At 55.3% G+C, this 23,541-nt stretch carries 19 protein-coding genes and 1 riboswitch; of the genes, 11 read left to right on the top strand and 8 right to left on the bottom strand.

The window, feature by feature from the left end:
- Positions 1 to 17: 17 nt before the first annotated feature.
- Positions 18 to 186: riboswitch (cyclic di-AMP (ydaO/yuaA leader) on the top strand.
- A 129-nt stretch (positions 187 to 315) separates the two neighbouring features.
- The 6 genes from GYMC10_RS02235 (at position 316) to GYMC10_RS02255 (ending at position 7,762) form a co-directional block, all read left to right on the top strand.
- A complete protein-coding gene (locus GYMC10_RS02235) occupies positions 316 to 726 on the top strand; it encodes a hypothetical protein (protein ID WP_012818648.1) in 411 nt (136 codons plus the stop codon).
- Positions 727 to 884: 158 nt separating this feature from the next.
- Positions 885 to 953, top strand: a complete 69-nt coding sequence (locus tag GYMC10_RS33250) for a potassium-transporting ATPase subunit F (RefSeq protein ID WP_353057785.1) — start codon at positions 885 to 887, stop codon at positions 951 to 953.
- Positions 954 to 983: 30 nt separating this feature from the next.
- The gene (gene kdpA / locus GYMC10_RS02240; RefSeq protein WP_012818650.1) at positions 984 to 2,663 is read left to right on the top strand and encodes a potassium-transporting ATPase subunit KdpA; all 1,680 of its coding nucleotides are present in this window, start codon (positions 984 to 986) and stop codon (positions 2,661 to 2,663) included.
- A gap of 22 nt (positions 2,664 to 2,685) precedes the next feature.
- Positions 2,686 to 4,719 carry a potassium-transporting ATPase subunit KdpB gene (kdpB, locus tag GYMC10_RS02245; protein ID WP_012818651.1) on the top strand — a complete coding sequence of 678 codons (2,034 nt, stop codon included), beginning with the start codon at positions 2,686 to 2,688 and terminating at the stop codon, positions 4,717 to 4,719.
- Between the two features lie 80 nt (positions 4,720 to 4,799).
- Complete coding sequence (kdpC, locus tag GYMC10_RS02250) at positions 4,800 to 5,432, top strand: potassium-transporting ATPase subunit KdpC (protein WP_012818652.1); 633 nt, start codon at positions 4,800 to 4,802, stop codon at positions 5,430 to 5,432.
- A gap of 2 nt (positions 5,433 to 5,434) precedes the next feature.
- Positions 5,435 to 7,762, top strand: coding sequence for a histidine kinase (locus GYMC10_RS02255; RefSeq protein ID WP_012818653.1), 2,328 nt, complete (start codon positions 5,435 to 5,437; stop codon positions 7,760 to 7,762).
- 338 nt (positions 7,763 to 8,100) lie between these two features.
- Here the strand turns inward: GYMC10_RS02255 and udk are convergent, their stop codons facing one another.
- On the bottom strand, positions 8,101 to 8,739 hold the full coding sequence (udk, locus tag GYMC10_RS02260) for a uridine kinase (RefSeq protein ID WP_012818654.1): 639 nt from the start codon (positions 8,737 to 8,739) through the stop codon (positions 8,101 to 8,103).
- Positions 8,740 to 8,939: 200 nt separating this feature from the next.
- Here udk and GYMC10_RS02265 point away from each other — a divergent pair, with 200 nt between their 5' ends.
- Positions 8,940 to 9,575, top strand: coding sequence for a carbohydrate-binding family 9-like protein (locus GYMC10_RS02265; RefSeq protein WP_012818655.1), 636 nt, complete (start codon positions 8,940 to 8,942; stop codon positions 9,573 to 9,575).
- Between the two features lie 102 nt (positions 9,576 to 9,677).
- Here GYMC10_RS02265 and GYMC10_RS02270 read toward each other — a convergent pair whose 3' ends face one another.
- A complete protein-coding gene (locus GYMC10_RS02270; protein ID WP_012818656.1) occupies positions 9,678 to 10,673 on the bottom strand; it encodes an aldo/keto reductase in 996 nt (331 codons plus the stop codon).
- Positions 10,674 to 10,952: 279 nt separating this feature from the next.
- On the opposite strand from GYMC10_RS02270, the gene GYMC10_RS02275 reads away from it, so the two are divergent.
- The 3 genes from GYMC10_RS02275 (at position 10,953) to comJ (ending at position 12,816) form a co-directional block, all read left to right on the top strand.
- On the top strand, positions 10,953 to 11,552 hold the full coding sequence (locus tag GYMC10_RS02275) for an SMI1/KNR4 family protein (protein WP_009595862.1): 600 nt from the start codon (positions 10,953 to 10,955) through the stop codon (positions 11,550 to 11,552).
- Positions 11,553 to 11,651: 99 nt separating this feature from the next.
- Complete coding sequence (locus GYMC10_RS02280; RefSeq protein ID WP_012818657.1) at positions 11,652 to 12,302, top strand: hypothetical protein; 651 nt, start codon at positions 11,652 to 11,654, stop codon at positions 12,300 to 12,302.
- Positions 12,303 to 12,357: 55 nt separating this feature from the next.
- Positions 12,358 to 12,816, top strand: a complete 459-nt coding sequence (comJ, locus tag GYMC10_RS02285; protein ID WP_012818658.1) for a competence protein ComJ — start codon at positions 12,358 to 12,360, stop codon at positions 12,814 to 12,816.
- 174 nt (positions 12,817 to 12,990) lie between these two features.
- On the opposite strand, the gene GYMC10_RS02290 is transcribed toward comJ, so the two are convergent.
- From GYMC10_RS02290 to fabF, 4 genes are all read right to left on the bottom strand, one after another.
- On the bottom strand, positions 12,991 to 14,106 hold the full coding sequence (locus tag GYMC10_RS02290; protein WP_012818659.1) for a stalk domain-containing protein: 1,116 nt from the start codon (positions 14,104 to 14,106) through the stop codon (positions 12,991 to 12,993).
- A gap of 184 nt (positions 14,107 to 14,290) precedes the next feature.
- Positions 14,291 to 15,172 (bottom strand): anti-sigma-V factor rsiV, encoded by an 882-nt coding sequence (locus tag GYMC10_RS02295; RefSeq protein ID WP_012818660.1) that lies wholly within the window; start codon positions 15,170 to 15,172, stop codon positions 14,291 to 14,293.
- Positions 15,172 to 15,684 carry an RNA polymerase sigma factor gene (locus GYMC10_RS02300; protein ID WP_012818661.1) on the bottom strand — a complete coding sequence of 171 codons (513 nt, stop codon included), beginning with the start codon at positions 15,682 to 15,684 and terminating at the stop codon, positions 15,172 to 15,174. The genes GYMC10_RS02295 and GYMC10_RS02300 overlap by 1 nt, the downstream gene beginning before the upstream one ends.
- 212 nt (positions 15,685 to 15,896) lie before the next feature.
- Complete coding sequence (gene fabF, locus GYMC10_RS02305; protein ID WP_012818662.1) at positions 15,897 to 17,138, bottom strand: beta-ketoacyl-ACP synthase II; 1,242 nt, start codon at positions 17,136 to 17,138, stop codon at positions 15,897 to 15,899.
- A 134-nt stretch (positions 17,139 to 17,272) separates the two neighbouring features.
- On the opposite strand from fabF, the gene GYMC10_RS02310 reads away from it, so the two are divergent.
- The gene (locus tag GYMC10_RS02310) at positions 17,273 to 18,112 is read left to right on the top strand and encodes a helix-turn-helix transcriptional regulator (RefSeq protein ID WP_012818663.1); all 840 of its coding nucleotides are present in this window, start codon (positions 17,273 to 17,275) and stop codon (positions 18,110 to 18,112) included.
- 684 nt (positions 18,113 to 18,796) lie between these two features.
- Here GYMC10_RS02310 and GYMC10_RS02315 read toward each other — a convergent pair.
- Together GYMC10_RS02315 and GYMC10_RS02320 are read right to left on the bottom strand one after the other, a co-directional pair.
- The gene (locus GYMC10_RS02315; protein ID WP_012818664.1) at positions 18,797 to 21,757 is read right to left on the bottom strand and encodes a DEAD/DEAH box helicase; all 2,961 of its coding nucleotides are present in this window, start codon (positions 21,755 to 21,757) and stop codon (positions 18,797 to 18,799) included.
- Entirely contained in the window at positions 21,754 to 23,403 is a 1,650-nt protein-coding gene (locus tag GYMC10_RS02320; protein WP_012818665.1) for an SWIM zinc finger domain-containing protein, read from the bottom strand. Before GYMC10_RS02320 ends, GYMC10_RS02315 begins: the two co-directional genes overlap by 4 nt.
- Positions 23,404 to 23,541 lie beyond the last annotated feature (138 nt).

Here is a 23,541-nt window from a genome sequence, read left to right on the forward strand (position 1 = left end):
AATAACATGCTACTCGTTTTTAATTTTCGCTGAGTCCTTGAATGGAAAAGGAACGGGGGAACCAGTCGGGAGATGAACCTGATCTCTCTGGGGTGAATCCTGTAGACAAGATAACGGTCTATGGGTAGGGCGACTCTCACGCCCGAATCCGTCAGCTAACCTCGTAAGCGTATCGAGAGAGGCAACGATTGTCGTGGACTTGGGCCACGGTGTATTTCACCGTGGCCTGTAAGAAGCCTGCGGGAAGAGTTCTTCTCTTTCCGCAGGCTTCTTTGTTGTTGCCTTCTCTTTCTGACCTTAGGAGGAGAAACGAAGATGGAGAAACCACAGGAATTCATCCTGGTATCCGCGCCGAACAAGGCCGGGGAGGAATTCGTCCGCCAGCTGATTCACAAACGTGTTCCGTTTGCGGCCATAGCCAACAACCGGGCTGAGCAGCAGAGGCTGCGAGAACTGGGCTGCAGACCCATCATTTTGATTGATACAAGAGACGAGCAGACCTGGATCATTCCCGAGTTTCCCGTCAGCAAGGTGTTTCTGTTCGAAAGCAGCTTGAATCTGTGCTGCCGCTATTTACGGATCTGCCGGACATGGACCTCGGAGTCGATTTACGTGATCACCCATTCCGGCAATCCGCGCTTGATATACAAAGGGCTGGGTGCCGATGTGGTGCTTCATACGAATCATCATCAGGTGTCCTTTCTGATGGCATCCGTAATGAGCTAAGCGTTTGGACTGACGCCACAAGAGTTAGGGGAGGTTACATTCATGCAGGATTTAGTTATGGTGCTCATTTTGGGAGGAACCTACGGACTGCTCATGCTGTTTATGTCCTGGTGCGGGCGCGTGGTTTCGGAACCGGAGGCTGATCAGCCGTGATGATCATGTTGATATTCACGATTTTTATTTTTCTCTATTTGATTTATGCGCTGATTCACCCTGAAAAATTCTAGGGAAACGGCTGAAGGAGGAAGGCATTCGTCATGGGCATTTTACAAATTGCCATCGTTATACTCGTTCTGGTGCTGCTGGTCAAGCCGCTGGGAACTTATCTATATCAGGTGTTTCGTTATGAAAGCAATGGAACGGACAGATGGTTCTCCTGGGCGGAGAAACGGATCTTTGCTCTGATCGGCTTAAAAGAACGCAAGGGGATGACATGGAAAGGATATGCCGTCAGCTTTGTGTTAACGAATATCGTGCTGGTTGCGGCGGGCTACTTGATTCTGCGGCTGCAGAAAGTGCTGCCGTTGAACCCGAGCGGTATCGGCCATATGGAACCAACCTTGTCGTTCAATACGATTATCAGCTTTATGACCAATACGAATCTTCAGCATTACAGCGGCGAGTCGGGATTGTCTTATCTGGCCCAGATGGCCGTCATTACGATGATGATGTTTACGTCCGCAGCGACCGGGCTGTGCGTGGCGATTGCTTTTATCCGGGCGGTGACCAGCAAGGGCACGACCGTCGGCAACTTTTTTGAGGACTTCGTTAAGGCGCATACCCGTGTATTCATTCCGGCTGCTTTCATCATTGCGATGGTACTGGTGGCGCTGCAGGTGCCGCAGACCCTGAAGCCTACGCTCAGCGTCACGACGCTGGAAGGAAGCGAGCAGCAAATAGCGGTGGGCCCGGTGGCTGCGCTCGAATCGATCAAGCATCTGGGCACCAATGGGGGCGGTTTTATGGGGGCCAACTCGGCGCATCCGTTCGAGAACCCGTCCCCGCTGACCAATGTGATCGAGATTCTGTCCATGTGGAGTCTTGGGGCGGCGCTTCCTTACACATTTGGTTTGTTCGCGAAGAGCCGCAAGCAGGGATGGATCATATTCTCGGTAATGATGACCTTGTTTATCGGCTTCCTGTCCTTGAACTATGCTGCGGAAACCAACGGCAACCCGGCATTAAACCAGCTGGGCATCGACGCCTCGCAAGGCAGCATGGAGGGCAAAGAGGTCCGGTTCGGGATCGCCCAATCCTCCCTGTTTACGACGGTGACAACCGCGGCTACGACCGGGTCGGTCAATAACATGCATGATACGCTCACGCCGCTCGGCGGGATTACGCCGCTGTCCCTGATGATGCTGAATTCCGTTTTTGGCGGAAAAGGCGTCGGGCTGATGAATATGCTCATGTACGCGATCCTGGCGGTGTTCCTGGCCGGTCTTATGGTTGGCCGTACCCCCGAATTTCTCGGCAGAAAAATCGAGGCCCGGGAGATGAAGCTGATCGCGATTGTCATTCTGGTACACCCATTGATCATCCTTGCTCCGACGGCGCTCGCGCTCATGACGGATGCGGGACAGCCGGGCATTGCCCATTCGGGCTTTCACGGCATCTCGCAGGTGCTTTACGAATACACGTCATCCGCTGCCAATAACGGCTCCGGGTTTGAGGGCCTTGCGGATAACACGCCGTTCTGGAACATCAGCACCGGACTGGTCATGCTGATCGGGCGCTACATTTCGATGATTGCCCTGCTCGCTGTAGGCGGCTCGCTGATGCGGAAGCAGTGGGTTCCCGAGACGCTCGGAACGTTCCGGACAGATAATAAGCTTTTTGCCGGCATTCTCATCGCGGTGGTCCTGATCATCGGTGCCTTGACCTTCCTGCCTGTGCTGGTGCTGGGACCGATTGCCGAGCATCTGACGATTCGTTAAATAGAAAAGGTGGCCTATTACCATGAATAATACGAGAAAAAAAGCGATGTCCCAAGAGATGGTCCGTCAGGCGCTGAAGGAAAGCTTCACGAAGCTGAATCCCGTCCTGATGATGAGAAATCCGGTCATGTTTGTCGTGGAGGCCGGGACTCTGGTCGTGCTGCTTATGACGATATTTCCGTCCTATTTCGGTACCGAGGGCAGTATCGGATTTAACCTGACCGTATTCGTCATCCTGCTGTTCACGCTGCTGTTCGCAAACTTCGCAGAGGCGCTTGCCGAAGGGCGCGGCAAGGCGCAGGCCGATTCCCTTAAGCAGTCGAAGCAGGAAATGACGGCTCGCAAAGTGATGGAGAACGGCGGGGTACAATCCGTGTCGTCCACGGCTCTGCGCAAAGGAGATATCGTGATGGTCGCGCAGGGCGAGATGATTCCCGGGGACGGGGAAGTGATTGCGGGCCTTGCATCCGTTGACGAATCGGCGATTACCGGGGAATCCGCCCCCGTCATTAAAGAAGCCGGCGGCGATTTCAGCTCGGTCACGGGGGGGACCCGGGTTGTCAGCGATACGATCCGCATCCGGATTACGAGCGATCCGGGGGAATCGTTTATCGACCGGATGATCTCGCTGGTCGAAGGGGCCTCCCGGCAAAAGACGCCAAACGAAATTGCGCTGAATACGCTGTTGATCGTCTTAACGCTGATCTTCCTGATCGTGGTTGTGACGCTGGCACCGATCGCGAAGTATCTTGGCATCGAGTTGACCGTTCCGGTGCTGATCTCGCTGCTGGTATGTCTGATCCCGACCACGATCGGGGGGTTGCTGTCAGCGATCGGGATTGCCGGCATGGACCGGGTAACGCAGTTCAACGTGCTGGCGATGTCCGGCAAAGCGGTTGAGGCCGCCGGGGACATCAACACGATGATTCTGGATAAGACGGGTACCATTACGTTTGGTAACCGGATGGCCAGCCGGTTGATTCCCGTCGGCGGCGAGTCGCTGGCATCGGTGTCCCAGTGGGCCGCGGTGAGCTCGCTGCAGGATGAGACGCCGGAAGGACGGTCGGTGTTGGAGCTGCTGAGGAAGGAAGGTTTCGCAGTGGATGAGAGCATGGCGGATGGGGCGGAATTCATCGAATTTAAGGCGGAGACCCGGATGAGCGGCATGGACCTGAGGGATGGCCGGAAAGTCCGCAAGGGCGCTGTGGATGCCGTCAAGGCGTGGGTGCAGTCGCAAGGAGGCCCTATCCCTTCGGATTTGTCGCCAAATAGCGACGCCATCGCCACAGAGGGGGGAACCCCGCTTGCCGTCGCCGTGGATAACCGCATCTTTGGTTTGATCTACCTGAAGGATACCGTGAAGCCGGGCATGAAGGAACGGTTTGACCAGCTGCGCCGGATGGGCATCAAGACGATTATGTGCACGGGCGACAACCCGCTCACCGCGGCGACGATTGCCCGTGAAGCGGGCGTCGATGATTTCATCGCGGAGAGCAAGCCCGAGGATAAGATTGCCGTCATCCGCCGAGAACAAGCCGAAGGCAAGCTGGTGGCGATGACCGGGGACGGGACGAACGATGCCCCGGCGCTGGCCCAGGCCGATGTGGGGCTGGCGATGAACAGCGGTACCACCGCAGCCAAGGAAGCGGCCAATATGGTGGATCTGGATTCGGATCCGTCGAAGATTATCGAGGTGGTTGCCATCGGCAAGCAGCTGCTGATGACGCGCGGCGCGCTGACCACCTTCAGCGTCGCGAACGATGTCGCCAAATATTTTGCCATCATTCCGGCGATGTTTGCAGCTGCTATTCCAAGCATGAACGTTCTGAACGTCATGGGACTGGGTTCTCCCATGTCGGCGATTCTGTCGGCGCTGATCTTTAATGCCATTATCATTCCGCTGCTGATTCCGCTTGCGATGAAGGGTGTGGCCTATAAGCCGATGAGCTCGTCGAAGCTGCTGCAGCGCAATGTGCTGGTCTACGGATTAGGCGGCGTGATCGTGCCGTTCATCGGGATTAAGCTGATCGATATGATCGTGCATCTCTGGATTTAGGCCGGAAACAGCAGCCGTCCTATCGAGATATCCCGGAGGCTGCTATTTGAGGAAAATATGAAAGAAGGGATCGAGGAACCATGAATAAGCCATTGCAGAAATCATCGCCGGCCCCTCGCGCCGGGGTGGGCGCGGCCCGTGTCTCGCTGGGCATGGCCCTGAGAACAAGTCTTGTATTTATCGTGTTATGCGGAATTCTTTATCCGCTGGTCACGACGGGAGCGGCGCAGCTGCTCATGCCGAAGCAAGCCGGCGGCAGTTTGGTCACGGATCGGGGCGGAAAGGTGGTCGGATCGGAATTGATCGGCCAGGACTTTACGGAGCCGCAATATTTTCACGGCAGGGTGTCCAGCATTGAATACAACGGGGCCGGCTCAGGCAGCAATAACTATGCCCCTTCCAACCCGGATTTGATTGAACGAACGAAGGCATCAATTGAAGCGTGGACGGAGAACAACCCGGACGTTCCGGTGAGCGAGGTGCCGATCGATCTGGTAACGAATTCCGGCTCCGGGTTGGATCCTCACCTATCGCCGCAGGCCGCGTATATTCAGATTCCGCGGATCAGCAAGCAAACCGGAATTGCGGAAGCAGAGCTTGATCAGCTGGTAAAGGAGCATACGGAGGGACGGGATTTGGGCGTATTCGGTGAACCGCGCGTGAATGTGTTGAAGCTGAATCTGGGGCTCCAAAAGCTTCTTAACCTTGACTGATCATGGATCCCTTTCGGAGAAAATCGCCGGAGGAGCTCTTAAGGTCGATTTCCAAGCTCCATCAGGGACGGCTCAAGGTATATATCGGGGCTGTGAGCGGATCGGGAAAAACCTATCATATGCTTCGAGAAGGGCAGACCTTGAGGCTGCAAGGCATCGATGTCGTCATATGCGCGGTATCCACGATGCAGCGGCCGGAAACGGTGGAGCAGGTCCGTGATCTGGAACGGGTGCCCAGCATTCATTGGATGGAGGACGGCGTAGAGAAGAAGGATCTTGATCTTGATCTGCTGGTGCAGCGCAACCCTGAGGTAGTGCTTGTCGATGGGCTTGCCCATCGCAACCGGAAGGGAGCGCGGCATGCTGCGCGGCTGGATGATATCCGATTCCTGTTAAGCCGCGGAATCAGCGTCATCACAACGGTCAACGTGTATGAGCTTGCGGATGTGCAGGACATTGCCTCCAAGCTGACGGGCATTAAAGCCAGCCATACGGTACCGGCCGATACGCTGGAGAGCGCCGACGAGGTGGTGCTTATTGACGTAACGCCCGAAACGATGCTGGAACGGGCACAAGGCGGCCTGCTTGGAGACGGCAGCCTATGGAAGCAGGGCAATCTGGCGGTGCTCCGGGAGTTGACGCTCCGCCTCGTTGCCGAAGGCGTGAGCCATTCCCTGGAGCGGTACCGCAAAGAACAGGGACTCGTCGGCCCATCGGGAGCCGATGAGCGAATACTGGTGTCCACCCAATACCATTGGAACGGTTCCATCTATATGCGGCGCGGGCAGCAGATCGCGAAGCGTTTAAACGGCGAACTGTTGGCTGTTACGTTTGTGAAGCCGGAAGTAGAGCTTACGAAAGAACAGGCCGCCTTTAAGCGCTCCATGGTGAAGCTCGCGGTGCGGATCGGCGCCAAGCTGGAGGAGCTGCCCCTCCGTTCCCGGAGGGAGCTCGCTGACATGCTGGTTCAGTATGCGCTGGAGCACCACGTTACACGCATTGTGCTTGGCCATTCGAAGCAGACGCGCATGCAAGAGCTTTGGCAGGGTTCGATTATTCAGGATCTGCTCAAGAAAACGCGCGGGATTGATATTTTTATGGTGGCGGATCGGGCGGAACATGACGGGGAGCGGATCATTCCGGCCCGGCTTCATCCGCTGCGGCTCCCTTCCGAATCGTTTCACCGCTTGAACGAACAGGAGCTGGATCAGAAGATTGAGCAGGTCAAGCGGGGACGGTTCAAGGTATATATCGGCGCCGCCCCGGGCGTAGGGAAGACCTATGCGATGCTGCGGGAAGGCAACGATCTGCTGAAGAAGGGATTGACGGTTCTCGTCGGTCTGCTGGAGACGCACGGCCGGAAGGATACGCTGTCCCAGGTGGGCAATCTGGAGGCCCTTCCGCGAAAAAGGGTGGACTACAGGGGATCGCGCCTTGAGGAGATGGATACCGATGAGATCCTTCGCCGGAGGCCGGACGTGGTCCTCGTGGATGAGCTGGCGCATACGAATGTGCCCGGAAGCAAGCGCAAGAAACGGTATGAAGATGTGCAGGATATTCTGTCGGCCGGCATCTCCGTCATTACGACCGTGAACGTGCAGCATCTGGAGAGCTTGAATGATGCCGTCGAGCAGATTACAGGCGTCCGTGTCCGCGAGACGATACCGGATCATATTCTGCAATCGGCCGATGAGGTTCAACTGGTCGACGTGACGCCGGAGTCGCTGCGGCAGCGGATGAAGGATGGGAACATCTATGCGAAGGAGAAAATTCATCAGGCGCTCAGCCATTTTTTCAAGACGGGAAACCTGATCGCCCTAAGAGAGCTTGCCTTAAGGGAGATTGCGGATGATGTGGACGAAAGGCTGGAGTCCTGGCAGCGCAGCGGCTCGCTTCGGGGGCCGTGGCGGCGCGAGGAAATTATCTATGTCGTGGTCGGCAGGGGGCCGCAAGCGGAGCGGCTCATTCGCCGCGGCTTCCGGATCGCCCATCGGCTGAAGGCAGCCTGGTATGTGGCATTCCCTCTGGAGCGTCATGACAGCCTGTCTCATGACGAAGAGCAGCGCTTGACGGCGCTCCAGACGTTAACGGAGCGTCTTGGGGGCACCTTCACGATGCTGCCGCTGCCGATAAAAAGGGGACCGGCATGCGCCTGTTCTGGCCGATTGGTCGCCGCAGCAGACGAGGTCAAGGCGACCCAATTCATTATCGGCCAGCCGCAGATGGCCGGTTGGAAGCTGTTCGCTCGGCGAAAATGGATCAGGAGGCTGCTGCGATCCTCAAGGCATATGGACGTGCTCGTGGTTGCGGATTACGATCCGCGCGTATGACGGCTGAAGCGCCGGGAGCTGAATGTTTTGAGAGGACCGGTGACGCAGGAGACTTGGGAATGCTGAAAGTGCAGGAAAAGCAGTAAACGCAGGAATCGCAGAAAACGCGGATAACGCAACAATCCGGAGAACAAAAACACCGGACGTACATTCCGGAGAAAAAGAACGTACAGACCGCAGAACGCTCGGAAACGGAAGAATGCAAGCCATACGCGCAGGCTGGCTTACTAGCGCGTAAGCGAACGGACAACGTCAAGAAGCCCGCTGACCTGTCATTACAGATCCGCGGGCTTTTTTCATGCTGCCGACATGCCTAAAGGCTGACGTACAAGCTTGTCTTATGATTCGCCCGACAGCGTGCGGTCGCCGGTCAAATATTTCTCGGTCAAGACGGAAAGCAGGCGAATGCCGACTTCATTCTCTCCGCCTTCGGGAATGATCAGGTCGGCGTATTTCTTGGAGGGTTCGATGAACGCCTCATGCATCGGCTTGACGGTTGTCAGGTATTGATTATGGATCGACTGGATGGTTCGGCCGCGGTCCTCAATATCGCGTACGACCCGGCGAAGCAGGCGCACATCGGGATCGGTATCCACAAACACTTTAATGTGAAGCAGCTTGCGCAGATTCTCATCGGACAGCACATGCAGGCCTTCGATGATGACGATGTTGTTCGGCTTCAGCTCGATGGTCTGATCCGTGAAGCGGGCATGGGCGGTAAAATCATATACCGGTGCGAAAGCGGGTTGTCCGCTTTTTAAAATGCCGAGATGCTCGACGAGCAGCTCGTTGTCAAAAGCGAACGGATGATCATAGTTAATCGCTTCGCGTTCCTCGAAGCTGAGCTCTTTATGATCCTTGTAATAGTTATCCTGCGAAATAAACGTGACTTTATCTGAACCAAGACGGTCAATGACAGAGCGGGCAACCGTTGTTTTGCCCGATCCGGTGCCGCCGGCGATACCAATTATGAGCATGGCGAATCCATAACCCTCCCTAGAGTTTGCAATTTTATTATTGTAGCACAGCATGCGCTTCTTTTCACTATGGGAGCATAGAACAAAAGATGGGATTTCCGTATGTTCTTTATTCTTACCACGGAATAGCGAACCGAATCTGTATGACTTATCATAGAGGATATTATGACTACAATTGAAAATGTTTCGGAGGGATGATCATGCGTTATACCGCTATTTACCCATGCAAGCCCGCCATATACCTTCAACAGGGAGAGAATCGGGGAAGCGTCGATTGGAGCCGCTATGAAGCTGTGGCCCTGAGCGACACCGTGACCGGGCTTGCCGCGAAGGAAGCGACGGAGGTGCGTGCCTGCTGGAGCGCCGAATGCTTCTACGTGCAGTTTGTTTGCCAGGATTCACATATCGTCTCGGAGTATCGGCATCGGGATGACCCGCTGTATGAGCAGGATGTCGTGGAGCTGTTTATGGATGATGCAGGGGAAGGTTTGGAATATATCGAGCTTGAGGTGAGCCCGAACAATGTTGTATTTGATGCGCGGATCCGTAACGATGGGCAAAAGTCGATCACGGACAGCGATGTCGAGTGGGACCTTACCGGCCTTCTGACCACGGTAGAGAACGATGGTAAGGGAAATTTGGTTTACGAGATTCGCATTCCGGCGCAGAACTTTCAGAATCCGCCGCAAGCGGGACGATGCTGGAACGTGAATTTTTACCGCATTGACGAGGACGACCAAGGAAACCGGGAATATCAGGCGTGGAGCCCCACCGGAGAGGTCAATTACCATATCCCCTCGCGTTTCGGAAGGCTGGAGTTTGTGGATGCCACATAGCATGCACGCCCGGAATCGGTTGAACCGATTCCGGGCGTGCAGCGTTGAACGTAGCTTTTTTGGTTGGGTGATGACTTAATGCCTTACGAGTCCGGCTCAAGCTCACTTAAACCGGTAAGCACGCGGTTCGTTGAACCAGAAGCTGCCGTCCTGGGAGAAGTCCCGGTATGGGCTTGGGGACACCTCGTCCACCAGCTTCAAGTCTTCTTCGGTCAGCTGCACGTTCAGTGCATTCAGATTGTCCGCAAGCTGCTGCTCGTTGCGGATGCCGACGACGGGAATGATGTTGCGTTGCAGCAGCCATGCGAGCGCGAACTGGCCCAGCGTGATCCCTTTGTCCTCTGCACGCCGGGCGAGCCGTTCAACCTTGTCCAGTTTGGCACGGTTGCCGGGAGCATCCAAATCCATGCGCTCGCCCCGCGAATTGCCCGGCAGCGGCTGCCCGGCACGGTATTTGCCGGACAGCCAGCCGCCGTCCAGCGGGGAGTAGGCCAGCGTAGCCAAGCCGTGGCGCTGTGAAGCCGGCAGGATTTCCTGCTCGATATATCGGTTGAAGATGCTGTAAGAAGGCTGATTGGTAACGAAGCGCTCGAGGTTCATTTTCTCGCTGGTCCATAGGGATTCGACGATACGCCAAGCCTCGAAGTTCGAGCAACCGATATATCGTACCTTTCCTTGGGCAACCAGATCATCGAGCGCGCGCAGCGTCTCGTCCAGCGGGGTATGAGGATCCGGTCTATGCACTTGGTAGAGGTCGATGTAATCCGTATTCAACCTTTTCAGGCTGGCCTCGACCTGTCTCATGATGCGGTAACGGCTGGCGCCTTCTCCGTTCGGTCCTTCGGCGGTCCGCACCTTGAATTTGGTCGCGACGATCACCCGGTCTCTTCGTCCATGAAGGGCTTTGCCTATAATTTCTTCGCTCGTACCCTTGCCATAGGTATCTGCCGTATCGATAAAATTAATCCCCGAATCCAGCACCCTGTCGATAATGCCGAGCGAGGTCTTCTCGTCCAAATCCCAATCTCCGTAAGTCATGGTTCCCAGACAGAAGCGGGATACCTCAAGTCCGGTTCTTCCCAAATAGACGTAATCCATCGTTTAGCCTCCCCATCTCCAAGTGATCTTCGTGATCGAAATCTGCTTCCATTATCGGCCTTTTACGAATGGATGACAAGCGCAGCAGCCGGAAGCGAAAATACCCGGGGCTTTTTCATAAAAGAACAAAAACGGACATCTCAACAGGGATTTTGTCCCTTTTTTTGCATGCCGCTGGACATGTTGTTTTCATTGGGGCGGGTTCTATATACTTTTTAGTAAAGGGAAAGCGTTCCGCTTAGAGTGAGCGGACATGCTGTAAACGGAGGGGATGTTAAGATGAATGCTGTCATCGATGGTCTGATGACCGAGCTGGAGCAGCTGCTGGAGGAGAAGGTGGCCGAAGATCTTCGGGATCTGCTGGGCGAGTATAAACAATTGGAGGGAGCGCCCTCGGATCGATTGAAGCAATTTGAAGAGGAGTTCGGGATCGCTTTGCCGGAGGATTTCCGTTCGTTCTACAGCAAGAAGGACGGCAGCGGGTACGCATTCCACGTGCTCTATCCCGGTAACGAGGGAGATGGCGAATACACCCCGTTCTATCTGATGAGCCTGGATGAGATGAGGGAAGTCAAATCGTATTTCTGCGAGCGGGACGAACGGCTCGATGCGTACTACGGTCCAGAGGAGGTACAGCGGCTGGATCCTGAAATTAAACCGTACCTGTTCCACAAGGCATGGTATCCGTTTGCCACGATGGCGGGCGGCTCATTGTATCTGATGCTGGATTTCGATCCGGCTGAGCCGGGAACGTCCGGGCAGATCATCATGTACGTGCATGATCCTGATTTTGTGTACTATATCGCGCCTTCCTTCACGGAGCTGCTTCAGGCGTCCAACCGCAATCTGCGCACCGACATTGAAGAAGTGGACTACTAATTGAAGCAGAAGACATAGAACCACTCCTAATGCCCATAACTTTGCCTAAAGGCCGTGTGTTAGGAGTCGGATGAAGAACCGGCGAGGAGAGGTGACAGCATGAACAACAGACGGGTCCTCTGGGGAGTCATCCTGTTGGTGGCGGCCGTGTTGTTGACACCCGGCTATTTTATTGCGCGCACGTATGGGCTTTTTCAGCATGAGGTGGTCTTGACCAAATACCAGCTCGCCGTTGAGTTGGATGGTGAACAAGTGGATGCTTGGCCGCTGCTGGCTGGCTTCGCCGCAACCGATAAGAAGGGGGAGCTGCGCCCGCTCTATTACAGACTGGAAGGGTCGGACCTCAACATGCTGTATCAATTGGCATATGGGCAGTTCGAGGTGGAGGCTTCGGAGGACAATCCGTTCTTGGCAGGGAGGGTCCAGTATGACCATCTGGAGAACGACTATATCGAGACCCGGAAAGAGTATGTGAACGCAAAGGAATATCGGCAGGACATCATCTTTTATAATGACCGTAAAGAGCCCATATTTACATACGACCCGGCAGCCAAAGCGGACGGGGATATGGTGAAGGAGATTATCACCGCAGGCATGACGCGCTCTAACGGCCAAGGAGGGTCGGGCGTGGTGGAGGATAAGTATCTGAATGTTACCCGATTGTTCGAGGAGAAGCTGGGCGTCAGCATGCGGGTTCAGGTGGATAAAGAGCGCAGGCTGGCCACGATCCATATGGAGCAGCTTAAATAGAATTTTTTTAAAAACGAGGTGCGGAATAATGCAGCATACAAAATTGACCTAAGAGGTGGATCTCACCATCTCGCACCATCAGATTCAAGTCCGCTCGCGGGATTTTGACGAGGAGCTTTGCCAGTGGGGAGAAATCAATATCAAGCAGGGCGCGGTCATTCATCCCGGTTATCTGACCTTTGATCCAATTCCTGACGATGCTTTCGGCGCTTGGGTGAAGCTGGCCCTGACAGAGGCGTTCACGGAAGACCCGAACGCGCAGCGCCGAATGGTCGTGCCGTTTGACGTTTTGGATCCTGGCAAGCTGGAGCTGCTATCCGTCATGTCGGACGCCGTCATCGAGCTTCCGCTGCAAGAAGGGCGGTATGCCTTGTATTTTGAGATTTGCGAGGATGAAGAGGTGTATTACCGTCTGACTTTCGTGCGTGAAGGAGAGTATGTCCAAGCCCGATATTTGATGGACGATGAATGGGGCGGCAGGGCTGGAGAAGCCTTGGCGGAGGGGTATTGTTGACCAATTCATTGCAGAAAACGGGGTACTGAAAGCCGCGTCAGGCAATTCCCCCTGTCATTGAAATAAGAAGAGGCCTTCTCCGTGTTGGAGAGGCCTCTTTTGTTGCCGCCATGCTGCTGTGCCGTTGTCCCGTCTTGCTAGCTCTTTACGGGATTCTGATTGCGTGGAAAATAGCTATTGTGCTGCCGTCACCGTAATGTCGCCATATGGGCTTTGGTCAGCCTGCAGTTGCAGAATGTCCGTGAGGAAAGCGAGCGGAACATAGACGTGGCCGTCTTTCATTGCTGGAGACGCGCCTAGCGAGCGCGGAGCCATTTTACCCAATGCGTACGCATCCTTGTTCAGCGTCACCGCGCTCCAGACGGCGCCTTTGGAGATTTCCGCGGTTTTGCTCTTGCCGTTCCACTTGACGTCGAATTGGAGCTGACGCAGCACGCGGGCCGCGGGAACCATCATCTTGCCGTTGTTATCCTTGTAGTAATCGCCTGTCTTCAAGACGGCGGAAACGGGCTTTTCTTCGGGTGCTGTATCCGGCAGCTTCACGGCAAATTCCGGCGTTCCCGTGGATCCTGGAGCGATGCTGTATTTTTGGAATACGATGTAGGCTGTTCCGTCCGCGACATAGAAGGATTGCTCCGCGTCTATGCCTTGAAATCCGTCTTCGTTCGCGAAGTAATGGTCCTGATCCGCGGCAATCGCGGTTTTGACCGCCGTATCCACGATCGATTTGTAATTCTTCCCGAACAGGTCCTCCAGCGTCACGCGCTGGGCTTCGGCTTCGTTCGTGAAGTTATACGTATCCACGCGGGGATCGCCATTGTTCATTCCCATGCCTTCCGTGATGACCTTAAGGGATATCAGGCTGTCGTCCGTGCCATCCGATGTAAGCTCATAGGTGATCGTCAGCTGATAAGGGTGCATGGTATAGCCGTTCTGTTCCGCATTTGCCGCAGCCTCGGAGGCCTCCTTTTCCCATTTGGCGATATCCTTGGAAGCATGGGATTCGATGATGTCATTTAGCTGATCTTGGTACTTGGTATCGGCCAGACCCTGGAATACAGGAATCTTGATATCCGTTTCGAGCCATTTTTCCTTGGAGTGCAATGTTTTGAACGTTATCCGTTGCGGGGCAGCAGTCGAAGTCTTCACCTGATCGGTGCTCGCTGCAGTTTTGGTTTCGGCATGGACATGAGCGGATGGCAGACCCGAAGCGGAAATCATCAGGACGCCCGCTAATCCGGCAGCCGCGAGTGTTTTGGCCAGTGGGCTTGTATGCTTCATTGTTTTCATCGTGATTACCTCCAGGGTTAGGTTTGATATCTTTAAAGTGAGAAGACAGAAGCGTTTTGGAGAAGCGAAGCGGTCTCCTTGTCCTCCGGATTCCCACGGACTCATAAAGTTTCAAAAGAAAATTCGGGGGCAACGGGGATCGGAAGAACGATCTGCACTCGTAGGTTGGTGATGAATGGCGGATCTATCGAATGTATTCGTTGCTGACGAGCTGATCCGCGATGGCCTCCGTAGGGATCGTAAATTCCACGACGCCCATATAGCCGGGAGCCACGTCGTATTCGTTGAAGCTGATGACCAGTTTGCCATTCTTATCAATATAGAAATTGTGATCCTTGGCGATCGATTGGAATAGATCCTCCGGTATATCGGATTCGACGCCAGGCTGCTCTACCCAATAGACGATGTCCGGGTTATCCTGCATCTGCTGTCGCATCTGCTCCTTGATATTGTCGCTGATGACTTGGATGTAGGAATCATCCTTGAACAGGCTTGGCAGCGTGATCACCAAATGGTTGATCTTGTCGATCGTATCGTATTGTCTGGACTCGGCGGAGCCACCTGCGGACTCTACGACGTAGCGGGAAAGCGTCAGCAGCTGTTCATTGTCGGTCACGACTTCATAACCGCTATCGAGGCTGAGATGCCCGCCGCCTTCATGATTTAGCTGGGCGACTTCGTCTTTGAAGTCCTCATACAGCTTCTTGTTCTCTTCCAGGTATTTGTTATTCAGCGTTTGCTCAAGCTCCGGATTGCCCAGGTTGGCAATGCCGGGCGTTTCGATATGCACTTCCGTGCTGCCGTCCTGCTCGGCATATTCGCGGATGGTCATCACCTTGACGATCTCGCCCAGAACGGGCACATCGGACATGGCCTTGGCGAAGGCGGGACTTGCGTTCACGCCGGCAAACAGCAGTGCGCATGCAGCGGCCACGCCGGCGAGCCAGGGCAGGGCTCTATTTTTTGTTCGTCTGGCTGCAATGGCTTTGTTGACCACCGAGCTTAGTTCGTCGGGAATAGGAGTGCTCTCGTACTGCTCTTTCATCCTATTCAGCTTGTCATGCATTATCGTTGTGCCTCCTCTTGGTCTTCCTCGCTTAGGTTTACCCGCAGTCTCTGCAGTCCTTGGTATAGCCTCGTTTTCACCGTGCTGACATTCTCATGGAGAACTTCGGCAATTTCGTCAATCTTCATATCTTCGAAAAACCGGAGAATAATGACGACCCGATACTTGTCAGGCAGATCCTCCAAGGACTGGGCCAGATCCAGATTCGGATAGTGGTCATGACTGCCGGGTAAGATGAACTCCAGGTTCTCGTCGTCCATGACGCGGACTTTTTTCTGTTTTCGAATGAGATCCAGGGAGGTTGTGACAATAATTCGGAAAAACCAGCTTTTTAATGAACCCGTCTGCTTCAGCTTTTCCATGGATAAAAATGCTTTGTGGATCGCGTCCTGAACGATATCGAGGGCATCCTCTTTATTTCTGACGTAGCTGTATGCCAGCCGGTAGGCGCTGTCCTGATTTTCGGTTATGCATTGGATAAGAAGCTTCTCAAGCTTCCGGCCGCCTCTCATGTAAATATGACACTCCTTTGGGCCCGCGCGGGTAACCATCAATTGCAATTGACTTACGGAAGCAAGACGTGCGAGTCTTTCAAAAAGTTTGATTCTGCGAAAAAAATTTAAAAAAGCCGTTGTTTCTGTTTCTGTCCCATTATTCAGCCCATCCTCCAATTATCGCAACAAGAAAAAGACCCCAGTTCAACTGGGGTCTTGTAGACTCATGGTTATTCGTTCACATATCTTTTTAAAATAATTGCCGAATTATGTCCGCCGAAACCGAAGGAATTGGACATGCCGATGCGGAGCTTGGCGCTTCTCGCCTCGTTGGGCACATAGTCCAAATCGCAGGTTGGATCGGCATGATCCAGATTGATCGTCGGCGGTATGATGCCTTCTTGCAGGGATTTCACGAGGGCAATGGCCTCCGCGCCGCCGGATGCGCCCAGCATGTGTCCGGTCATCGACTTGTTGGCTGTTACCGGGATACGGTATGCCTCCTCGCCGAATACCTGCTTGATGGCCGCCGTCTCCGAACGGTCACCGATGACCGTGCTGGTGGCATGGGCGCTGATGACATCCACGTCGGGCGGGGAGAGGTCCGCTTCGGCCAGTGCCAGCTTCATCGCACGTGCCGCGCCGCTGCCGTCTTCCGGCGTTGCGACCATATGATAGGCATCCGAGCTGGCACCGTAACCGATAACCTCGCCCAGGATGACGGCGCCTCTGCGCAAGGCATGGGAAAGCGACTCCAGGATGAGGATGCCGGCTCCTTCCGCCATGACGAATCCATCGCGGTCCGCATCGAACGGCCGGCTGGCACGGCCCGGTTCCTCGTTGCGGGAGGACAGGGCGGTGGCATTCGCGAAGCTGGCCAGCGAGATGTCGGTCAATGCGGCTTCGGATCCTCCCGCGATAATGACGTCGGACCGGCCGGCTTGGATGTTAAAGAAAGCCTCGCCGATCGCCGTATTGCCGATCGAACATGCCGTAACCGGTGCCAGCGTGGAGCCCAGCGCCTTGTATTTAATGCTGATGAGCGCGGCCGCCATATTGGGAATCATCATGGGTACCAGGGTAGGACTGACCCGCTCGGGACCCCGCGACGACAGCGTGCCGCTCTGATTCATCAGGGTTTGGATGCCGCCGATGCCGGAGCCTACGTAGACTCCCATGCGCTCATGATCGATCTGATCAAGATCAAGGCCCGACTGGCTTATCGCTTGATCCGCCGCAGCCAGCGCAAACTGGCAGAAGCGGTCCAACCGCCGGGCTTCCTTCGCACCGAACAGCGCGTTTGCGTCAAACCCCTTCACGGCGCCTGCTATTTGTACCTTTTGTCTTGATGTGTCCAAATTTTCTATATGTGCAATACCGGATTCTCCTCGTACAAGCCGGGACCAGAACGTATCCACATCATGGCCCAGCGGCGATATGACGCCCATACCGGTGATAACGACTCTTTCCATGGATGAACAGCCTCCTTAGGACTTTATAACTTGTCAATCTTAAGGTTATAATGTCACGTGTAGTATCCTATTACAAGATACCGTTTATCCTAGTATAAAAACTGCTATCCTTGTTGAAGGAAGGAGGATGATAGATGAATTCCCAGGTTAGGCTGCAAGCGTTATCCGCTTTTTTGAAAGGGCAGCGTGCTAAAATCTCTCCCGAGTCCGTCGGGCTGCCACCCGGTACCCGGAGGAGAACACCGGGCTTGCGCAGGGAGGAGGTCGCCCAGTTGGCCGGCGTCAGTACCACTTGGTACACCTGGCTCGAGCAGGGGCGCGACATCCAGGTGTCGTCATCCGTGCTGGACTGCGTCGCAAGTGCGCTGCAGCTGAACGCGGACGAGCGCAGATATCTGTACTCCCTGGCGCTGGAGAGCGGGGCGGAGCCGTATACGGTCAAACACGAAGCGGTGCAGATCAGCCCGTCCCTGCAAAAAATCATCACCGAGCTGAAATATTGTCCCGTCATGATATCCGATCGGAAGTGCAATATCGTGGGGTGGAACCGCGCGGCTGCGTACGTGTTCCTAGATTTTGACCGGATCCCGCCCGAGGAGCGGAACATGATCCGGCTGCTCTTTACCCGCAGGGAATTCCAGCGGCTGGCGGTGAACTGGGAGCAGTTTGCCAGCGGCTTCTTGTCTATGTTCCGAAGCTATTACGGTCAATATGTCGAGGATGAATGGTATGATCATTTTTTGGAGGAAATGAAGAACGGACATCCGGATTTCAACCGCATGTGGGAGCAGAGCCAGGTCAGCTACGCCCCGGAGGTGCATCTGGAATTCCGGCATGCCAAGGCCGGGAAAATGGTATATGAGCTCACGTCGCTCAAAGTGTACGGAAATGATGACCTGCGGTGCAGCATCTATACGCCGGCTCCCGACACGACCACGGAAGCGAAGCTGCGGCAGCTGATGGAGGAGAAGTGAAGGGAGGTAGCGGGGGAGCGGCGAGTTTACTTGCTGCGCCAGAGGTAACGGATTTGATGCTGGATACACTTGTTGCGCCGAAGTAATAGGACTCCGTGCCGTTTGCGCTTGGTGCTTGATGTGACGGATTGCGATACTGATGGTACTTGTTATGCCAGAAAAAATGGATCCCGTGCATTTTGCGCTTGCTGCATCAGTAATTACAGACTCCGCGCCGGCACTTACTGTTCTTGAAGTAGCCAAACTACTTGTTGTTCCCGACTAAACGGACTCCAGTTCCGTTATTTGACGAGATTACGCCCTAATTACAACTTTATCGGACACAAGATCCGTTATTGGGCTCATAACCGGCATATTCATCATATTTTGGAGCAAATAACGGACTCACAGTCCGGTTCGTCTTCCAGAATAGTGGGTTTTGGCTTAATAGCGTATTCTGTGTCCGTTAATAGAAAACATAGCTCTGTCATACAATCTTCAAACGCGTAACAATGTAAATCTTCTCGCAGTTCGTCACCCCTCCACATAACAAAAGCCCCGTGTCTGCACACGGGGCCTTTTGCTACTCCATGATGTTGTTATAGAGCTACTGAAAGCCGCCCAGAGTTCCACAGGCATTCCGCGCTGTGCTCCAAGGGGGCGACTGTCCACAATCGCCTAACAGCTCGCTCCTTGACGCAACGATTACGCCCAATCGCGCCGCAGCGTGAACAGATCCTTCAGCTCATCGGTAGACAGCTCGGTAATCCAGCCCTCGCTGCTTGCAATAACCTGATCGCTCAGCTGCTGCTTGCTCTCCAGCATCTCATCGATCCGCTCTTCGAGCGTTCCCATGGAGATGAATTTGTACACTTGGACGTCCTTGGTCTGCCCCATCCGATAGGCCCGGTCGGTTGCCTGATTCTCCACGGCAGGGTTCCACCAGCGGTCAAAGTGGAATACGTGATTCGCCGCGGTCAGATTCAGGCCGACGCCGCCGGCCTTGATCGAGAGAATCATGACATTCGGCTGCTCTTCGGGCGGCAGGGTCTGGGACTGGAACTGCTCGATCATGCGATCGCGCGTCCGCTTCGGCGTGCTGCCGTTCAAGTACAGCACCGGCTCACCAAGCTCTTGATGCAGCACCTGCCGCATCATCTCGCCCATGCCGATATACTGGGTGAAAATCAGGCAGCGTTCGCCTTCGTCCCGCAGCTCCTTCACCATGGACAGCAGCCGCTCCAGCTTGGCCGAGCGGTTGACCACGGCCTCGGTGTCGAGCAAGCCGCCACCCCCCGGCAGTTCCGGGAGCGGCTCCTTCGTGAGCAGAGCCGGGTGGTCGCAGAGCTGCTTGAACTGCGTCAGAGCTGCCAGAATGGCGCCTTTGCGCTCGATGCCCTCGAGCTTTTGCATGCGTTCCAGGAGGCTGTTCACGGTCTGATCGTAAAGCGCGCCTTGCTCGGCGGTGAGATGAATATAAGTCTTCATCTCGTTCTTGTCCGGCAGGTCGAGCTGAATGGCAGGATCCTTTTTCTTGCGCCGGAGCATGAACGGCTTGATTAGCTTCTGCAAATCGACCGTGCGCTGCTCGTTTTTGTCTTTTTCGATGGCCTGGATGAACCGGAGATTGAATGCCCGCAGGCTGCCGAGATATCCGGGGTTGATGAAGTCATAGATGGACCACAGCTCGGACAGCCGGTTCTCAATCGGTGTGCCGGTCAGCGCAACGCGGTGCCTTGCCGGGAAGCTTCGAACGGCGGCGGATTGCTTGGTGTCGGCATTCTTGATGTTCTGGGCCTCGTCGATGCCGATCGTTTCCCATTTCATGTCTCTTAACATCTCTTGATCGAGCGTTGCCGTCGCATAGGAAGTAAGAATAATGTCCGCTTGGTAAGCCTCATGATAGAAATCCTCGCTGCTGCTGCGCTTCCCGCCGTAGTGCAGCATGACCCGGAGCGACGGGGCGAACCGTTCAAGCTCCTTCTGCCAATTGCCAAGCACCGAGGTCGGACAGATCAGCAGGGAAGGGAGGCGTCTCTCTTCCCGCTCCATCGTCGTCTCCTTCACGTGCAGCAGGTAGGCGATAAACTGCACGGTCTTGCCAAGGCCCATATCATCGGCAAGGCATGCACCAAGCCCGTAACGCCGCAAAAAGGCAAGCCAGGCAAAGCCGTCATGCTGGTACGACCGGAGCTCGGCTTTCAGACCGGCGGGGACAGGGAGGCTCGGCCATTCGCTTTGCCGGCCGAGTTGGCCGATGAGCTTCACGAGATGCTCGTTCAGCTCTACTTCCAGTTTGATCCGTTCCGGATCTCGCGCTTCCTCCGCATCCTGACGAACCTGCTCCCCCTCATCGCTGTTACCGAGCAGATGCAAGTGCAGAATATCCTGGAACGACAGGCCTTCCTCACGGTCGACGCCCGCCATCATCTGGCGGATTTGGGCGACCAGGGCCGGGTCCAGCGGAATCCACTGGCCCCGGAACCGAACCAGTCGTTCGTTCCGGGCAACAAGCTCGGCGAATTCCGCTTCGGAAAGGGTAGCTTCGCCGATGGCGATGCGCCAATCGAAATTGACCAGCGCATCCAAGCCGAACAGGGACCCGCCGCTGCTTCGTTCCGCGCTCTCGCCTTCGCCGGAGCGGACTTTCGCCCGCAGCTTGGGCTTCTTCCTGCTGGCGGCTTCCCACCAAGCCGGCAGCAGCACCAGCCAGCCGGACTGGAGCAGCCGCTGGCTGTCGACGGTCAGGAACTGCCACGCGGCCTCGTCGGACAGCGGGGCGCCGAGCATGTCTTCAGCCGGAGCGTGAAGCACCCGGGCCGGCAGGGCTGCCCGCAAACCTTGGAGCCAGCCGGAGGCCCGCTCCTTGATATGGGCGGTCCATGTCTCCGGCCACGATCCGTATGCCTGCCCGTCTTCGGCCAGACGAACGGCTGCAAGCGCCGCTGCGTCCAGCTTATCCTGCAATACGAGCCGAAGACGCCACTCGGCTTCTTCTTCGTCCGGCTCCAGCAATTGCAGCAGGGGGCGGAACGGAGCGGTATCCGGCCGCCATCCGATGGCGATCAGCCAGGACTTGTCATCCATGCCTTCGGCCGCGGTACGGCTCGGCGAGAACAGCAGGGGATACTCCCTGCGCAGGTCAGCAACGGCTTCTTCGCTGCCGTACCACTGTTCTTGAACGGCGGCGGAGAACGCGGCGCGCAAGCCTTCATTCCATATCTCGTCTTCATCCAAGACGGAGAGGCGGGCCTGCTCTTCGGCTGAGAAAGCCTCCGCATCCCAGATCCATTGCAGCTTGCCATTCTTGAAGGCGCTCAAGCTGGGCGCGTACTGCTGATCCTGAATGCAGGCTGCCAGCGAAGGCGCAAGTTCAATGAAGGGAAGGCAATCCTCGTCCCAAACCCATTCGATATGTTCGAGCAGCCGGCCGTCTGCGAAGAACGGTATGACTTGTTCGGAAGGCAAGATGATGACTTCCATATCCTGAACGGATTGGACGATAAGCTCTGTTCCGTAGAAGGAGGCTTCATGCCAAGCGAATAAACGGTGCTTCAGGTATTGTCCGGATACGTAACCACGCATGACGGTAGAGCCGTATATCACGGCATCTCCGTATTCGCTTAATGCCATATGGACCGTGATGGTTTCCGTGTATCTGCTCATGATATCAGCTTTCCTCTCCGAAGCTCTTCCTGGAATGCGCGAAGCCGGCTGTTGCGTACGGACAAGGAAATAATGAACAGATCCCAGCGCTCCTGCTGTTTGAGCTTTTTATATAACTTAGCTAGCCGTTTGAGCAGCTTGACGGCTGCTTTATAGCCGGCCCGGTTCTTATGAAGGATGTATCGCTCGACGGCCTGATGATAAAAAGGCAGCAGCAGCTCGGGCGCGTTCTTCTCAATCGGCGCGAGCTCGCTGACCCGGAGCTCCAGCGGCTCCCGGCCTGTGCTTAATTGATAGTCGATCCATTCCCGCCATCTGCCGTGCGTGATCAAGGCATTCTGATAGATGTCCTTCGAATAAGGGAGCATGTCGGCAAGACTGCTCCACATCCGTTCCGTTTCCCCGGGCAGGTGCTCTATGACGGCATCCCAGTAGAATTGATAGCTGCTGAGGTGCTCGTTGCGGTGACTGCCAAGCAGCGGGCCGATCTCCGGGAGCCAGCGGGCCAAGCGGTCCCAGTCTCGTCCCGAATGCAGCATGTCGAAGAAGCCCAGGACGGAAGCCGGGGGCAGGCTGCTGACCTTGTCCGCTGCCCTGATCAGGTCCCAGGACGATTCGTCTTCTCCGAGATAGAAGGACATGAAGCTCTGCGCCATATACCATGAGGCGCGCGAAAGGCTGCTGCCGAGCTCCGATTCGGCTGCCTGCAGCTGCTCCAATTCCTCCTTGATCAAGCCGTCGTTCTTTTTTGCCAACGGATGAATCCAGTGCATCCAGAGCTGCATATAGACCTGGGCGTAAAATTTACGGTTCCGCGGTTCGCTTAGCATGCTCCGCCGGACAAACGAAATCGTCTCGGTCAGCCGCTGTCCGAATGCCTCTTCGTGTTCGCTGTCCACCAGCCCTTCATGAAGGATTCGCTCGATTCTGGCCAGGATATGATCCGCTGCCACCTGCGTATGATAGCCGATGTAAGAGCCTGAGGCATTCCAAGCACTGGCTGGCTGCTTGACCAGCTTCTCGAGAATGAAGAGATGGGCATGGAGCTCGTATAACGGATCCATATCCGGCGGCAGCGGCGGTTTAATGTGATGGAGTGAGGCTAACGCGTTTTTGGCGTAAAACGAATTCTGCGTGTTAGCTCCCAGCGATGCCGTGCAAACCTCGAACAGCTCATGCCATGCGGAGATCGGCAGCTCGGGCAAATGGTCGGCCTTGACTCTCCATTTCGAAACTCCGGCAGGCGGCCGTTCATGGCCTTGGCTCAAGCCGGGCTCGCTTCGGTCATACGAAGAGGTTGCGGCATACGTAGTGGAATGCGCATTAACCAAGGCATGGATGGATCGGCCCTGAAGCTGGGCATAGTCAAGCAGAACGGCCACCATATGCTTGCAGCCCCCGTTAACGGGACAGCTGCATTCGCTGTCGCTCAGGGAATGCAGCTGAAGCCTGATGCGGTAGGTTTCCGTTCCATCCACGGAAGCCTCGATCACACCGGAAGCATCCGCCTTTTCACTTGCGTGGACACGGCCCTGCTTGTAATATTGAAATCCCCGTTTAATGGTCAAATCGCTGAAATAACCGGCAGTTTGCCGAATGAGCGTTTGCCACTGCAGATCATCTAAAGTTAAGTTTGGGTTCATCATCGGACAGTCTCCTAAGAGAAATAATTCTAAGTATCCATTTAATCTATCACATTCCCCTAGATGAAGAAACCAGCCGGAGCAGCTTCACGCTGGAAAAGCCCGGCAGCGGGCTCCACGGACTTTTCGGCGTGGAGCGTT

Source organism: Paenibacillus sp. Y412MC10 (assembly GCF_000024685.1).
Taxonomy (GTDB): domain Bacteria; phylum Bacillota; class Bacilli; order Paenibacillales; family Paenibacillaceae; genus Paenibacillus_AQ; species Paenibacillus_AQ lautus_A.